Source organism: Pseudoduganella umbonata (genome assembly GCF_014192225.1).
GTDB lineage: Bacteria > Pseudomonadota > Gammaproteobacteria > Burkholderiales > Burkholderiaceae_D > Rugamonas > Rugamonas umbonata.
Window position 1 is genome coordinate 68,213 of record NZ_JACHXS010000018.1, and the last position, 14,770, is coordinate 82,982.

The following is a 14,770-nucleotide window of genomic DNA, read 5'->3' on the forward strand; positions in this document are numbered from 1 at the left end:
GGACCGATCCCGATGCGCAAGCTCATTCTGCTGACCCCGCTGCTGCTGGCCGGCTGCTACAACGACTCCGCCACCTATTACGCGGACAGCACGCAGGAACACACGCTGACCGTGCGGCGCCAGCAAGACCATTTCTGGAGCGACGAGGGCCGCTTCGTGCTGATGGCCACGCGGCAGCCCGATTGCCAGCGGCGCATCGACCTGGCCGAATTGCCGCTCGAAGACACGACCGTGGAATTGTTCAGCGAGGGCGACAACCAGTGGGCGCTGCGCGCCGGCAGCCAGGTCTGGCATGTGGAAACGCAGACGTGCGCGCTGGTCGCCACGGACGGGCCGGCGACGGGAACGAAGGTGGGCGATTTCCGGGCGGAGATCGACCAGATCACCTTCATCGAGGCCGGCGAGAAGTAACGCTGAAAAAGCAACGCTCAAAAAGCAACGCTCAAAAACAGTTGCCCGGAAAATGGGGCGGTACGGCGATCCGGCGTACCCCATTTTCCCGGCAACATTTCAACCTTTCGCCGGGTCAGTCGCGGGCCAGCGCCAGGAATTCGGTGCGCAAAGCCAGGTTCGGCTGCAGTTCGCCCAGCATGGCCGAGGTGATGGTTTCTTCGCCCGGCGTGCGGATGCCGCGGCTTTCCATGCACATGTGGCGGCATTTCACCACCACGCCCACGGCTTTGGGCTCGAGCACTTCCATCAGCGTATTGGCGATCTGCACCGTCATGCGTTCCTGCACCTGCAGCCGCTTGGCGAAGCAGTCGACCAGGCGGGTCAGCTTCGACAGGCCGACGATCTTGCCGTTCGGCAGATAGCCGACGGTGGCCTTGCCGAAGAACGGCGCCAGGTGATGTTCGCAATGGCTGTAGACGGGAATGTTGCGCACGACGATCAGCTCGTTGTATTCCTCCGCGCCATCCTCGAACGCCTTCAGCAGTTCGACCGGATCCTGGTCATAGCCGGAGGTCCAGTGCTTCCACGCCTTGGCCACGCGGTGCGGGGTTTCCGCCAGGCCGGGGCGGTCCGGATTCTCGCCCAGCGAGGTCAGGAATCGGCGCCAGTCATGGTCGGAAAAAGAGTCTTTGGACATGATGAATGCTGCTCAAAAGAAAGGGTATCCGCCAGTATACATAAAATAGCCGCTCTTCACCGGCCGGCGCGCCCGGGGCGGTTCGCCGAGATCAGGGCGTACGCGATCGACACCGCGGGCGGGATGTCGGGAAATTCGTCGCCAGGCCCGAACCAGCGCGCATCCTCGATCTCGGCCGGATCGACGCGGATGTCGCCGTCGAGGTATTCCGCGGTGAACGCGATCATCAGCGAATTCGGGAACGGCCACGACTGGCTGCTGAAATACTGCAGCTTGTGTACGCGCAGCCCCACTTCCTCGTACACCTCGCGATGCACGGCTTCCTCGACCGATTCGCCCGCTTCGACGAAGCCGGCCAGCGCCGTATAGCGGCGCACCGGCGAGTTCGTGTGCAGCGCCAGCAGCACCTGGTCGCCCTTGCGGATCAGCACCATCATCGCCGGACAGATCTGCGGATAGGCGGTGTAGCCGCAGTCCGGACACTTGTACGCACGCTCGCCATGGGCACGCCCCATCGGCGCCGCGCACACGCCGCAGTAACGGTGGGTGCGGGCCCACTCCGCAATCTGGCTGGCCCGCCCCGCCAGCCCGAGGAAGCCGCCGTCGGCGACGCCGAACAGCGCGCGCAGGTTATGCCAGCCATGAGCACCGTCGGGCAGCGCGTCGTCGTCGACCCAGGCGGCCTGGCAATAGCGTCCCTGCCAGAGGCCGACCGGGTGCAGGCGCTCGGGCGGAACAGCTAATGGTGGCGTACCTTCCGGCATATCGAGCGCGGCAACGCGCAGCAGGAGGCGCCCCTTGTTAAAAATGAAGGTCAGCGGATTGTGGATGGCCAGGGGGGGATCGATCAGCGGCGTGAAATCGGCGGGTGTGGATAGCATGGCAATGTTAAGGATGACTGCCGCCATCCTACCCGCTTTTACCCCGCACCGCAGAGGAGCGAAATACTCGTAGCAGCCAGCGCAACAGGGTATCATCGGTACTCCTTGACTGCAGATGACACGCCGATGAATCTCCCTGCCAATCTCAACGGAATCAGCCCCGACGTTATCCTCCGGGCTAAGCAGGGAGTCCTGCCGTTGGGTGAGCTGTTCGAAGGAGCGCAAGCGCTCCAGGCAGCCAATGAACCGCAGCAGGCAGCCAACCTGTACAAGGTCTGGCTGGAACATACCCACTCTCCGCTGGCCTTTGCCGCCTGGTTCAACCTCGGCGTCGTGCAGGCTGAAATCGGTGACGATGCGGCGGCGGAAGTCAGTTATGGGAAGGCGATCCTGCAAAACCCGGGCTTCATCGAACCGCGCCTGAACCTGGGGACGCTGTGCGAAAGGCGCGGCCGTCCAGACGATGCGCTGTCGACCTGGCAAGCCATCCTCGATGAAGTGCCCGAGTCGGCCGAACATATGCCGCTCAAACTGCAGGCGATTAACAACATCGGGCGATTGCTGGAAAACCTGAAGCGGCTGCCCGAAGCGGCGGCCTGGCTGACCAGGAGCCTGGAACTGAAACCGGACCAGCCGAAGGTGCTGACGCACTGGATCCACCTGCGTCAGAAACTGTGCCGCTGGCCGGTCTACCAGCCGTTCGGCGACGTGACGCCGGAGATCATGCGCGAATGCACGTCATCGCTGGCGACGCTGGCGCAGGCGCACGACCCTGCCGAGCAGCTTGCCGCATCGCGCCGCTATATCGACGAGAAAGTACCCGGCGGCGTCCGTGCGCAGCTGGCCCCGACCGAAGGTTATCCGCACAAGCGCATGCGCATCGGCTACCTGTCGTCCGACCTGTGCTCGCACGCCGTCTCGATCCTTACGGCGGAACTGTACGAACTGCACGACCGCGAACGCGTCGAGGTCTATGCATTCAGCTGGAGCCGGGAAGACAATTCGCCGCTGCGTGCCCGGGTCGTCGGTGCGATGGACCATTACATCCGCATCGATCACATGACGGATGAAGAAGCAGCGCGCTGCATCTGCGAAAACGAAATCGATATCCTTGTCGACCTGCATGGCCTGACATCCGGCGCGCGGGTCTCGATCCTGTCGTACCGTGCCGCTCCGGTGCAGCTGACCTGGCTGGGCTTCCCCGGCACGACGGCGATTCCCGGCGTCGATTACGTGATCGCGGACGACTTCGTGCTGCCACCGGAGCTGGAACCGTTCTTCACCGAGAAGCCGCTGCGGATGCCGCAGACATTCCAGATCAACGACCGCCAGAGAAAGATCGCACCGCCGCCGCGGCGGATCGACAATGGCCTGCCGGAAGACAAGTTCGTGTTTTGCTGCTTCAACAGCAATTTCAAGATCGGTCCGGACGTGTTTGCCGCATGGATGCGCATCCTGCAACAGGTGCCGGACAGCGTGCTGTGGGTGGTTGCCGATGTGGAGGGAACCAAGGACAACCTGTGGCGCGAGGCTGCCGCGTGCGGTATCGGCCCGGATCGGCTGATCTTCGCCGGCCGCGTGGTACCGGCCGACTACCTGGCGCGTTTCCAGCTGGCCGACCTGTTCCTCGATACGGCGCCTTTCAATGCCGGCACCACTGCCAGCGATGCGCTGTGGGCCGGGCTGCCCGTGCTGACATGGTCCGGCCGTACATTCTCTTCCCGCATGGCGGGCAGCCTGCTGCATGCGGTCGGCCTGCCGGAACTGGTCACGCATACGCTGGCCGACTATGAGGCCGTCGCCATCGCGCTGGGCAATGACCGCGCGCGCATGCTGGCGCTGCGCCAGCGCCTGGCCGCCAACCTGGGCACCAGCGCGCTGTTCGACACGCCGCGTTTCGTGCGCGACTACGAAGACCTGCTTGAAACGGTGGTGCGGCGCCCAGCAGGCGTACCGCTGCGCGACGACCCGGCGCCGGACGCCGTGGGCTTGCCGGATGCGGGCGAATTGAGCATCCAGCTGGGCACGATCCTGAACATGGTGCAGCCGGGCATTCACAGCGTGGTCGAAGTGGGCGGCGCGTCCCTGATGAACGCGTGGCGCGCGCGCCGGCCGAACTCGCACTTCACGTCGATCGACCCGGCCGGCCAGCCGCGTATCACCAACCCGCGGGCGATCGTTGAAGACCCCGAGCAGCTAAATGACCGGGAATGGCAATCGCTGACGGCGGCGCAGTGCTGGCTGTTCCCGCAGACGCTGGAACGGCTGAGCGATCCGTGGCAGTTCCTGCAGCGTATCAGGCTGTCGGCACTGGGCAAGCCTCACATCGTGGCATGCATCACCAACGGCCAGCACTGGCAGCTGCAATCGCTGCTGTCCCGCGGCGCTCTGCACGAGGCGGGCGCGCTGGCCGATCGCCGCGGCAGGCACTGGTTCACCCGTGCCTCGCTGGCGGCCATGCTGGCCGAATGCGGCTTCGCCATTGTCGAGATGCGTACCGTGCTGGCTCCGCCACCCGATGCTGCCACGCTGCAGGCCATTCGCCAGCTCGCGACGGCAGCGGGCGGCAACCCCGACCTGGCGGAACAGGATGCGATGCCTTACCAATATATCGTTCACGCCGTTGCACGATGATCCACGGCAGTTCTCCATCATGACCGAAAGACGCAACACATGAATGCAGCAACGTCCACCGACCCGGCCGGCTCGCCGCCCGAGGTTCACCTTTATCACATTGCCTATTCCGCAGCGACGCGTGATGCCCTGCCGGCCGGTTACCATCTGCTGGACAACCTGGACAGTGGGCGGGATGACTGGCGCGAGTACTGGCCGATGCGCAATTTCCTGCTCACGCAGCCACTCGACGAGGAAGCGTTCTATGGTTTCTTTTCGCCGCGCTTCCACGAGAAAACGGGCTTGAGCGCTGACTACGTCACGCAATTCGTTCAGTCGAAACCCGCCGACGTGCATACCTTCAGCCCGCAGCCGGACATGGGGGCATTTTTCCTGAACGTGTTCGAGCAGGAAGACCTGTTCCAGGCGGGGTTCATCCAGAGCACCGAAGCATTCCTGTCGTCGTTCGGCATCGATGTCCAACTGAGAAGCCTGGTCATGGATTCCCGCAATATCGTCTTCAGCAATTACCTGGTGGCGCGCCCCGCATTCTGGCGCGCCTGGCTGGACATCAACGAGAAGCTGTTCGCCATCTGCGAAGGGCCGGAGAGCGCGCTGCGCGCCGAGTTCACGGCCGACACGGCCTATCCGGGCGCGGTGCAACGAAAAGTGTTCCTGATGGAGCGTATTGCCAGCCTGCTGCTGGCGCTCCAGCCGCAATGGCGCGTGAACGCCTACAACACCTTCGCCTGTGCGTGGTCGGGCAGCCGTCTCAACCAGTTCAAAATGGAAGCCGTGCTGAGCGATGCGCTCAAGATCGCCATGCGCGAGCAGGGCTTCCCCGAATATCAGCAGGCATTCGCCGCGCTGCGCGACAAGTTGCGCTGACGTGGCGCCTCCTTCACCTTCAGACCTTACTCATCGCCCATGGCAGACCTCGACATCAAAGAACGCGTGCTGCGCCGGACCACGCCGGTGATCATCAATTCATACAATCAACCGACGTACCTGAAGAACATCGTCAGCAAGCTGCGCGAAGAGGATTTCAGCAATATCTACGTGCTCGACCAGGCTTCGACCAATCCGGAACTGGTCAACTATCTGGCAGCGCTGCAGCAGAGCGGGGACGCCATGCCGCTGCTGTCGGCCGCCAACAAGGGGCCCCATGAATTCTTTCTGTCGCGCCTGTATGACCTGTTCGGCGGCGCGCCGCTGATCTATACGGACCCCGACCTGACATGGGACCGGCTGGCCCCCAACTTCCTGACGCGGCATTTCGACATCGCCCACCGCTACCGGATCTTCAAGGTTGGTTCCGCGCTCACCATTCCAGCCCCGCATGAAGCCAAGCCCGATCTGATCACGAAGGTGGACCCGAGCGGGCCGATGAGTGTGGCGCAGTTTGAATCGCGCTACTGGACGACACCGATCGAAGCGGATGTCTACAACGCGCCCATTGATACGACAATGCACCTGTTCATACCGGCCTATTACGAGGCGGGCAAACCGCTGATCACCGGTGCGCGGCTGGGCGGCCCTGGCTTCGAGCTGAAGCATTTGCCGTGGTTCCTGTCCGATCCGATGCCCGCGGAAGAATATGCGTTCTACCTGGGAAGTTCCACCCATACGACGTGGCGCAGCGACCAGGGGCAGGAACCGGCATGAGGCATTGATGGTGGGTACCGCCACGGCACGCACGGTGCCGCCGGCGGCCACGATCACGGTTCCCGGATCGACTCGTCCATCGCCTTCGTCAGGGGCCACAACAGGTAGGACATGATCGTGCGTTCTCCCGTCACGATTTCAGCGGTGACCGTCATGCCGGGCAACAGCCGGGCGCCGGGCTGCATGCGGCGCAGCCCGGCATTGCCGTAGTCCACCCGCGCCAGGTAATACGCGTCGGTGCCCTGCCCCGCCGCCACCTGCTCGCGCTTGAATGAATCGGAACTGATGGTGCGCAGCTTGCCATCGAGCGCGCCGTGTTTCTGGAACGGGAAGGCATCGAGCTTCAGGTGCACGTGCGCATTCGGGCTGATGTAGCCGATGTCGGCCGAATCGATCTGCACCTCGGCCTCCAGCTTCGCGCCCAGCGGCACCAGCGTGAACATGGCTTCCGCCTCGCGCACGATCGAGCCCTGCGACAGCTTGCCCACTTCCAGCACAATGGCTTCGGCCGGTGCGGTCACGCGCACCATCTGGCGGCGTTTGTCGGCCTTGGCCAGTTGCTCGTTGATGGTGTCGCGCTCACGCGTAACGCTCAGCAATTCCTCCAGCGACTTTTGCCGCCAGCCGCGGTTCAGCGCGGCGCGTTCCGCCTCGGCTGCCGCCAGTTCCTTGGCCAGTTCGAGATCGCGGCTGCGGCCGTTGATCAGGCTGCGCTCCACTTCCAGCCGACGGTCGCGCGCTTCCAGCAATTGCAGCTTGGCGCCGAAGTTCTCGGCCACCAGTTGCTGCTGCATGGCCTCGATCTGCGCCAGCGACTTCAGGCGCTCGGCCAGCACCTGCTGGTCGCGCTTGTTCGTTTCGATGGAGGCGCGCAGGCGCTGCACATTCTCGTCCAGCCGGCGCTTCTGCGCTTCGAAATTGGCTTGCCGCTCGCCGGAGAGTTGCGCCTGCAGCGCATTGTCGGCGCCGCTCCCCGCGCCGCCTGGCGCGCGTGTGCCGGCCAGCTCGGCCTGCAGGCTGGCCACCTGCGTATCCAGGCTTGTCAGGCGATTCCGCAGTTGCTGCTCGTCGGCCTGCGTGAACGTGGGATCGAGTTCGGCCAGCACTTCGCCCTGCTTGACGACCTGCCCGACCCGCACGTGGATGCGCTGCACGATGGATGTCTCGAGCGGCTGCACGATGATGTTCGAGGTGGGGTTCACCAGCCGGCCATGCGCGGTGACCACGGTTTCCATCTTCGACAGGCTGGCCCACAGGATGAACAGCATTAACCCCAGCACGAGCAGGTGCAGCGTCATGCGCACATAGCGCGGCAGGGGCGTACGTTCGATGGCGTCCGCATCGGGCAGGAATTCGACTTCGGTGTCGTCGCCCATGCGGCGCTTGGCCGAGCGGCGCTCGCCCATCACAGGTGGCTTGTTTGCTGGTTCCATAGATGCTGGTAAGTGTCGCTGCGCGTCAGCAGCTCTTCATGACGGCCAGCGTCGACCAGGCGGCCTCGCTGCATGACGAGAATCGAGTCCGCGTTGACGAGCGTGGACAGGCGGTGCGAAATCATCACGACCGTGCGGCCGATTGCTATCTTCGACAGGTTGCGGATGAAGATGGCCTCGCTCTCCGGATCGAGCGCGCTGGCCGCTTCGTCCAGGATCAGGATGCGCGGTTTCGCCAGCAGCGAGCGGGCGATCGACAGCCGCTGCTTCTGGCCGCCGGAAAGGTTCGAGGCATTCTCTTCCAGCATCGTGTCGTAGCCCATCGGCATGCGCTCGATGAATTCATCGGCACCGGCGGCGGCCGCGGCCTCATTGATTTCCTCGAACGTGGCATCGGGCTTGGTGACGAGCAAGTTCTCGCGGATCGTGCCGCGGAACAGGAAATTCTCCTGCAGCACAACGCCGATCTGGCGGCGCAGGTGCTGCAGCTCGATCTCGCGCGCATCGAAGCCATCGAAGCGCACGATCCCTTCCTGCACCGCGTACAGGCCCTGAATCACCTTGGTGAGCGTGGTCTTGCCCGAGCCGCTGCGGCCCACGATGCCGACCACCGTGCCGGGCGTGATCGTGAAACTGGTGCGGTCCAGCGCATTGATCTGCGAGCCCGGGTAGCGGAACGTCACATCCTCGAACTTGATCTCGCCGTTCAGCACGGGGCGCAGGCCACCGGCGCCGGCACGGCCTTCCGGTGCGCGGTTCATCACTTCGCCCAGCATCTTCACGGACAGCGCCGTTTCCTGGTACTCGTTGATCAGGCTGACGATGGAGATCAGGGGCTGGGTGACGCGCTGCGACAGCATCTGGAAGGCGATCAGCGCACCGATCGTCAGCGTGCCGTCGAACACGCCCTGCGCGCCCACCACGATCAGCACAACCGGCATCAGCTTGCCCAGGAAATCCGTTACCGCGTTGCCGGTGATCGAGATCTGGCCGACGCGGAAATGCATCGTGATCGCCTCGGCCGAGCGCTGGTCCCAGTCGCGGCGCTGGGCCGGCTCGATGGCCAGCGCCTTCACTGTGCGCATGCCGTGGATGGTTTCCACCAGCATGGCCTGGCGCATGCCTTCGGCGCTGTACAGCGCATTCAGGCGGCGCTGGAATGTGGGGATCATCGCCATCACGACGCCGGCGATCAGCACGGCGAACAGCAGCACGATCATCGTCAGCTTCAACGAATACGAGAACAGGATCGGCAGGAACACCACCAGCGACAGCAGGTCGAGCCCCGTGAAGAACAGCCGCCCTGTAAGGAAACTGCGGATCTTTTCCAGCTGCTGCATGTGCCGGGTAATGATGCCGGCGGTCGTGGTCTCGAAATAATCGATCGGCAGCGACAGCAGGTGGGCGAAGGTGCGGCGCGTCAGGCGCATGTCGATCTTGTTGCTGGCTGCCAGGATCAGCACCTGGCGCAGGTAGCCGAACAGCGCATCGAGCACGAGAGCCAGCACGATGCCGGCGGTGAGCACCCACAGGGTGCTGTAGCTCTGGTGCGTCAGCACCTTGTCGATCACGAGCTGGAAGAAGATCGGCGACGCCAGGGCCAGCAACTGCATGACGATGGCGGCGATCAGGATGTCGCGAAACGCCGCCTTCTGCTTCAGCAGTTCGGGAATGAACCACTTCAGCCCGAATGGCTGCGACGGGTCGGTCAGCTTGTGCTGCCGTTTCACGAACAGGACCTCGCCCGACCAGTGGCGCATGAAATCGTCGTGCCCGACCTGCACCACCTGGCCGTTGTTGGCGGCCGGATTGAGCACGGCCACCTTGCCTTCCGCACCTTCGCCTTCGCCGCCGACGATGATGACCATATTGCCTTCATTGAGCCGCGCCAGCAGCGGATACACGCCCTGCTGGTGCAGAAGGCGCTGCCAGGAAAGCTTGTCGGCCTTTGCCTTCAAGCCAATGTCGCTGGCGATCCGCAGCAGCGTGCCGTCATTCGGCTCCTCCGCAACCAGTGCATAGTCGTCGATCAGGCGTTGAGGATTGATCTGCAGCCCGTGGTGCTGGGCGACGGCGGTCAGGCACTGGATGGCGGTATGGGCAAAGTTATCTGGCATGTGCTGGTACGCAATGTTTTCGCCAATGGATTCTACCCTACGCATGGCTGTTTCAGGCGCCACTCAAAGCGCGGAACAGCGGGGGAAAACCCATTGATAAAAAAACGGCAAGACCACAGTCTTGCCGTTTCGGTAGCCTCCGGCCGAAGCGACCGGCCGGAGATTTTTTTACTACGAGCGTGCTTACTTCGACGGGCTGGCCAGGAAGCCGTGGCCTGCGCTGTTCTGCAGGGCCTTCAGGCGCAGCGTGTCGTCCGACGACGCCATCGACTCGGTGCCGGTGCGCAGCTTGGCCGATTCGTCGAAGGACTTCAGCGACGCGGCCATGTTGGCCACGCTGGCCGACAGGTTCGTTGCTGCCGACACTTCCAGCTTCGGCGTGGCACCGGCTGGAACCGCCGCCGTGTTGCCGTAGGAAGCGATCGCCGCCGACAGGCTGCTCGAGCCAGCCGTTGCGCTGCTCGTTGCGAACCAGACATCGGCCGCCGCATGCGACTTGCCATCGGCCGTTTCGTAGCTCGAGGTCAGGCCAACGATATTGCCGTTGTTGAGCGTTGCCGTCGCTGTCGTTTCCAGGCTCAGCTTGGTGATGTTCAGATCGGCCAGCGATTTCAGTTCGCTCGCGGCACTGACACCGTCGGCATTGCCATCCACCCATACCTTCAGGTCGCCGAACGCAGTGTCGCCGGCCGTCAGGGCACCGTCGCCATCCGTATCCAGTTCGGCCATTGCTTCATAGCCGTTCTTTGCCTTCTGGCCATTCGACAGTGTGGTGCCTTCGCCAAACAGCTCGGAGCCGTCGTTGATGGCGCCGTCGCCGTTACGGTCCAGGACCAGCAGGCCGTCGTTGCCAGCCACCCAGCCGGTGTTCAGGTTGTCGCCGTTGGCCAGCAGGTCGAACTGCACGCCTGCGGACTTGGCCAGGGTATCGATGCCGTTGTCGTCCAGGTCCAGGACCACCGGGGTCATGAACTTCAGGGCGCCGATCTGGGCCGTGGTCAGCGAAGCGAATTGATCCGTGCTCAGGGCATGGATCTGCTCCGAGCTCATGGAGGCAATCTGCGACGTCGTCAGCTTCGGCAGCTGGTCCGTCGTGAAGGCCTGCAGTTGCGCCGTCGTCAGTTCAGCAAACACGTCGGACTTCAGCGCGGCCAGATCAGCCGTTTCCATCACTTGCAGGATTTCCGTGCTCAATGCACCGATCTGGGCGGTCGTCAGGGAGCCGGCTTGCGCCGTCGTCAGCGCCATCACTTGCGCCGAGGTCAGGGCATCGACCTGTGCCGACGTCAGCGCGGCGATGGCATGCGTCTTGATTGCTGCCACTGCTGCGGTACCCAGTGCTGCCAGCGCATCGGTCGACAGCACCGAAATCTGCGCCGTGCCCATGCCCGCCATCTGTGCCGAGGTCAGACCAACGACTTGCGCCGACGTCAGGGCTTCCAGCGAATCGGTGCTCAGGGCAACGATCTGGGCGGTGCTCAGGGTTCCCAGCTGGTCCGAGGTCAGTGCCTGCAGCTGATCCGAGCCCAGGGCCGAGATCACGCTCGTCTTCAACGCACGCAGGTCAGCCGTTTCCATCGCCTGCAGGTTGTCGGTCGACAGGGCCTGCAGTTGCGCGCTCGTCAGGCCAGCGGCTTGCGCCGTGGTCAGCGCCTGGATCTGTGCCGTCGTCAGGCCTGCGGTGAACAGGTCCGAGTCGAGCGCTGCCAGTTGCGAACTCGTCAGCACGGCGATCCCTGCCGACGTCAGGCCGGCGATCTGAACGCTGTTCAGTTCAGCGATCACGGCACTCTTCAGTGCGCGCACATCGGCCGTTTCCATCGCATTCAGGTCGGCACTGCTCAGTGCACCGATCTGGTCGGTCGTCAGCGTACCGGCTTGCGCGGTGGTCAGCGCAACGATCTGCACCGAGGTCAGCGCACCAACCTGGGCCGACGTCAGCGCGGCGATCGCGTTCGTCTTCAGGCCGGCGATCGCGGACGTGCTCAGCGAGGCCATTGCATCGGTCGACAGCACAACGATCTGCGCCGTACTCATGCCGGCGATCTGCGCCGAGGTCATGCCGGCCAGTTGGACCGACGTCAGGGCTTCCACCGCATTGGTGCTCAGTGCAGTGACCTGGCCGGTGCTCAGGGCAGCCAGCTGGTCCGACGTCAGCGCTTTCAGCTGATCCGAGCCCAGGGCCGAGATGACGCTCGTCTTCAACGCGCGCAGGTCAGCCGTTTCCATCGCCTGCAGGTTGTCGGTCGACAGCGCTTTCAGCTGGGTGCTGGTCAGGCCGGCAGCTTGTGCCGTCGTCAGCGCCTGGATCTGTGCCGTCGTCAGGCCGGCGGTGAACAGGTCCGTGCTCAGTGCCGCCAGTTGCGTCGACGTCAGGGCAGCGATGCCATCGGCGGACAGGCCGGCGATCTGGGCACTGTTCAGTTCAGCGATCACGGCACTCTTCAGTGCGCGCAGGTCGGCCGTTTCCATGGCATTCAGGTCGGCACTGCTCAGGGCGCCAACCTGGTCGGTGGTCAGCGCACCGGCTTGCGCGGTGGTCAGGGCCACCAGTTGAGCCGAGGTCAGGGCACCGACCTGGGCCGACGTGAGCGCGGCAATCGCGTTGGTCTTCAGGCCGGCAACCGCGGCACCGCTCAGGGAGGCAAACGCATCGGTCGACAGTGCAACGATCTGCGCCGTACCCATGCCGGCGATCTGCGCCGAGGTCATGCCGGCCAGTTGAACCGAGGTCAGCGCTTCCACCGCATCGGTGCTCAGTGCATTGATCTGGCCGGTGCTCAGGCCACCCAGCTGGTCCGAGGTCAGCGCTTTCAGCTGATCCGAGCCCAGGGCCGAGATCACGTTCGTCTTCAACGCGCGCAGGTCAGCCGTTTCCATCGCCTGCAGGTTGTCGGTCGACAGGGCTTTCAGCTGGGTGCTGGTCAGGCCGGCAGCTTGTGCCGTCGTCAGCGCCTGGATCTGTGCCGTCGTCAGGCCGGCGGTGAACAGGTCCGTGCTCAGTGCCGCCAGTTGCGTCGACGTCAGGGCAGCGATGCCATCACTGGACAGGCCGGCGATTTGTGCGCTGGTCAATTCAGCGATCACGGCACTCTTCAGTGCGCGCAGGTCGGCCGTTTCCATGGCGTTCAGGTCGGCACTGGTCAGGGCAGCGATCTGCACGGTGGTCAACGCACCTGCTTGCGCGGTGGTCAGCGCAACGATTTGTGCCGAGGTCAGTGCACCCACCTGGGCCGAGGTCAGCGCGGCGATTGCGTTGGTCTTCAAGCCGGCCACCGCGGCGCCACTCAGGGAGGCAAACGCATCGGTCGACAGTGCAGCGATCTGGGCAGTACCCATGCCGGCGATCTGTGCCGAGGTCAGGCCAGCCAATTGAGCCGACGTCAGGTTTTCCAGGGCATCGGTGCTCAGGGCTGCCAGCTGGCCGGTGCTCAGTGCACCCAGCTGGTCCGAAGTCAGCGCTTTCAGCTGATCCGAGCCCAGGGCCGAGATCACGCTCGTCTTCAATGCACGCAGGTCAGCCGTTTCCATCGCCTGCAGGTTGTCGGTCGACAGGGCTTGCAGTTGCGTGCTGGTCAGGCCGGCAGCTTGTGCCGTCGTCAGCGCCTGGATCTGTGCCGTCGTCAGGCCGGCGGTGAACAGGTCCGTGCTCAGTGCCGCCAATTGCGTCGACGTCAGCGCGGCGATGCCATCACTGGACAGACCAGCGATTTGTGCGCTGGTCAGTTCAGCAATCACGGCACTCTTCAGTGCGCGCAGGTCAGCCGTTTCCATGGCGTTCAGGTCGGCACTGGTCAGTGCACCGATCTGGTCGGTCGTCAGCGCGCCCGCTTGCGCAGTGGTCAGCGCAACGATCTGCGCCGAGGTCAGCGCACCCACCTGGGCCGAGGTCAGCGCGGCGATCGCGCTGCTCTTCAGGCCGGCCACCGCGTCAGCGCTCAGCGAGGCAAACGCATCGGTCGACAGTGCGGCGATCTGGGCAGTGCCCATGCCGGCGATCTGTGCCGAGGTCAGGCCAGCCAATTGAGCCGAGGTCAGCGTTTCCAGCGCGTCGCTGCTCAGGGCGGCCAACTGGCCGGTGCTCAGTGCACCCAGCTGGTCCGAAGTCAGCGCTTTCAGCTGATCCGAGCTCAGGGCCGAGATCACGCTCGTCTTCAATGCACGCAGGTCAGCCGTTTCCATCGCCTGCAGGTTGTCGGTCGACAGGGCTTGCAGTTGCGTGCTGGTCAGGCCGGCAGCTTGTGCCGTCGTCAGCGCCTGGATCTGTGCCGTCGTCAGGCCGGCGGTGAACAGGTCCGTGCTCAGTGCCGCCAATTGCGTCGACGTCAGCGCGGCGATGCCATCACTGGACAGACCAGCGATTTGTGCGCTGGTCAGTTCAGCAATCACGGCACTCTTCAGTGCGCGCAGGTCAGCCGTTTCCATGGCGTTCAGGTCGGCACTGGTCAGTGCACCGATCTGGTCGGTCGTCAGCGCGCCCGCTTGCGCAGTGGTCAGCGCAACGATCTGCGCCGAGGTCAGCGCACCCACCTGGGCCGAGGTCAGCGCGGCGATCGCGCTGCTCTTCAGGCCGGCCACCGCGTCAGCGCTCAGCGAGGCAAACGCATCGGTCGACAGTGCGGCGATCTGGGCAGTGCCCATGCCGGCGATCTGTGCCGAGGTCAGGCCAGCCAATTGAGCCGAGGTCAGCGTTTCCAGCGCGTCGCTGCTCAGGGCGGCCAACTGGCCGGTGCTCAGTGCACCCAGCTGGTCCGAAGTCAGCGCTTTCAGCTGATCGGAGCCCAAGGCCGAGATTACGCTTGTCTTCAACGCGCGCAAGTCGGCCGTTTCCAGTGCCCGCAGGTTATCGGTCGACAGGGCTTGCAGTTGGTCGCTCGTCAGGCCAGCAGCCTGGGCGGTCGTCAGCGCCTGGATTTGTGCCGTCGTCAGGCCGGCAGTGAACAGGTCCGCGTCCAGTGCACCCAGTTGCGT

The 14,770-nt window shown here is 64.2% G+C and carries 9 protein-coding genes; 4 read left to right on the top strand and 5 right to left on the bottom strand.

The window, feature by feature from the left end; translation table 11 throughout:
• Positions 1–12 precede the first annotated feature (12 nt).
• On the top strand, positions 13–411 hold the full coding sequence (locus FHS02_RS30440; RefSeq protein ID WP_137315120.1) for a hypothetical protein: 399 nt from the start codon (positions 13–15) through the stop codon (positions 409–411).
• Positions 412–526: 115 nt separating this feature from the next.
• On the opposite strand, the gene folE is transcribed toward FHS02_RS30440, so the two are convergent.
• Entirely contained in the window at positions 527–1,090 is a 564-nt protein-coding gene (folE, locus tag FHS02_RS30445) for a GTP cyclohydrolase I FolE (protein ID WP_131148716.1), read from the bottom strand.
• A 56-nt stretch (positions 1,091–1,146) separates the two neighbouring features.
• Positions 1,147–1,971 carry an NAD(+) diphosphatase gene (gene nudC / locus FHS02_RS30450; RefSeq protein WP_137315121.1) on the bottom strand — a complete coding sequence of 275 codons (825 nt, stop codon included), beginning with the start codon at positions 1,969–1,971 and terminating at the stop codon, positions 1,147–1,149.
• Between the two features lie 198 nt (positions 1,972–2,169).
• Here nudC and FHS02_RS30455 point away from each other — a divergent pair, with 198 nt between their 5' ends.
• Genes FHS02_RS30455 through FHS02_RS30465 form a run of 3 tightly spaced genes read left to right on the top strand, consistent with a single transcriptional unit; the run spans position 2,170 to position 6,249 of the window.
• Positions 2,170–4,605: an O-linked N-acetylglucosamine transferase, SPINDLY family protein gene (locus FHS02_RS30455; RefSeq protein WP_307722160.1), complete on the top strand. Its 2,436-nt coding sequence runs from the start codon at positions 2,170–2,172 to the stop codon at positions 4,603–4,605.
• 39 nt (positions 4,606–4,644) lie between these two features.
• Positions 4,645–5,472, top strand: a complete 828-nt coding sequence (locus FHS02_RS30460) for a hypothetical protein (protein WP_137315123.1) — start codon at positions 4,645–4,647, stop codon at positions 5,470–5,472.
• Positions 5,473–5,511: 39 nt separating this feature from the next.
• Positions 5,512–6,249 (top strand): hypothetical protein, encoded by a 738-nt coding sequence (locus FHS02_RS30465; RefSeq protein WP_137315124.1) that lies wholly within the window; start codon positions 5,512–5,514, stop codon positions 6,247–6,249.
• Between the two features lie 53 nt (positions 6,250–6,302).
• On the opposite strand, the gene FHS02_RS30470 is transcribed toward FHS02_RS30465, so the two are convergent.
• The 3 genes from FHS02_RS30470 to FHS02_RS30480 form a co-directional block, all read right to left on the bottom strand.
• Positions 6,303–7,682 (bottom strand): HlyD family type I secretion periplasmic adaptor subunit, encoded by a 1,380-nt coding sequence (locus FHS02_RS30470; protein WP_137315125.1) that lies wholly within the window; start codon positions 7,680–7,682, stop codon positions 6,303–6,305.
• Positions 7,655–9,799, bottom strand: a complete 2,145-nt coding sequence (locus tag FHS02_RS30475; protein WP_137315126.1) for a peptidase domain-containing ABC transporter — start codon at positions 9,797–9,799, stop codon at positions 7,655–7,657. The genes FHS02_RS30470 and FHS02_RS30475 overlap by 28 nt, the downstream gene beginning before the upstream one ends.
• 183 nt (positions 9,800–9,982) lie before the next feature.
• The coding region (locus tag FHS02_RS30480; RefSeq protein WP_183444273.1) for a beta strand repeat-containing protein at positions 9,983–14,770 on the bottom strand (4,788 nt) is incomplete at its 5' end.

Excerpts from the sequence above, each read along its gene's own strand:
- FHS02_RS30440 (WP_137315120.1), top strand. The coding sequence starts at position 13 with ATGCGCAAGCTCATTCTGCTGACCCCGCTGCTGCTGGCCGGCTGCTAC.
- folE (WP_131148716.1), bottom strand. The coding sequence starts at position 1,090 with ATGTCCAAAGACTCTTTTTCCGACCATGACTGGCGCCGATTCCTGACC.
- nudC (WP_137315121.1), bottom strand. The coding sequence starts at position 1,971 with ATGCTATCCACACCCGCCGATTTCACGCCGCTGATCGATCCCCCCCTG.
- FHS02_RS30460 (WP_137315123.1), top strand. The coding sequence starts at position 4,645 with ATGAATGCAGCAACGTCCACCGACCCGGCCGGCTCGCCGCCCGAGGTT.
- FHS02_RS30465 (WP_137315124.1), top strand. The coding sequence starts at position 5,512 with ATGGCAGACCTCGACATCAAAGAACGCGTGCTGCGCCGGACCACGCCG.
- FHS02_RS30470 (WP_137315125.1), bottom strand. The coding sequence starts at position 7,682 with ATGGAACCAGCAAACAAGCCACCTGTGATGGGCGAGCGCCGCTCGGCC.
- FHS02_RS30475 (WP_137315126.1), bottom strand. The coding sequence starts at position 9,799 with ATGCCAGATAACTTTGCCCATACCGCCATCCAGTGCCTGACCGCCGTC.